Source organism: Xanthomonas sp. SHU 199 (genome assembly GCF_000364665.1).
In the GTDB taxonomy this organism is placed as follows: domain Bacteria; phylum Pseudomonadota; class Gammaproteobacteria; order Xanthomonadales; family Xanthomonadaceae; genus Xanthomonas_A; species Xanthomonas_A sontii.
In genome coordinates this window covers 1-549 of sequence record NZ_AQOI01000678.1, presented here as the reverse complement: position 1 = coordinate 549, position 549 = coordinate 1, and the positions used below count along the sequence as shown (strand labels likewise).

Annotated in this window: 1 protein-coding gene; it reads right to left on the bottom strand. The window is 71.4% G+C overall.

Annotation, left to right across the window (positions count from 1 at the left end; all coding sequences use genetic code 11):
* Nucleotides 1-371 (bottom strand): MazG family protein (locus D183_RS0119365; protein WP_017910458.1); only part of this gene is annotated, 371 nt, incomplete at its 3' end.
* Between the last annotated feature and the right edge of the window lie 178 nt (nt 372-549).

Sequence of the window (549 nt, the reverse complement as noted above, 5' to 3'; positions counted from 1 at the left end):
AGTGCCGAGCCGTCGCGCTCGCCGGCGGCGGCGCGCTCGGCGCGTTTGATCTCTTCCCACTTCAGCGTCTGCTGTTCGGCATCGGCCACCTGACTGTCGCCGAACACGTGCGGGTGGCGGCGCACCATCTTGTCGCAGATCGCCGCGACCACGTCGTCGAAGCCGAACGCGCCCTGCTCGCGCGCCATCTGCGCATGGAACACCACCTGCAGCAGCAGATCGCCGAGTTCGTCCTTCAGCCCGGCCAGGTCCTGGCGGTCGATCGCGTCGGCCACTTCGTAGGCCTCTTCGATCGTGTACGCGGCGATGCTGGCGAAGTCCTGCTCCAGGTCCCAGGGGCAGCCCTGCGCGGGATCGCGCAGGCGCGCCATGATGTCGAGCAGGGCAGGAAGGTCGTAGCGGGCTGAAGTCACGGGCGGGTTCCGGTGCGACGGCACCGCTGCCGCCTGCCGCCTAGTGTGGCAGAGCGCGCGCCGCGCGGCGCGTGCTCGCTGCGCGGCTCAGCCCAGCCAGTCGCGCCAGGGCAGCGCCGCATCGCCCAGCGCCACG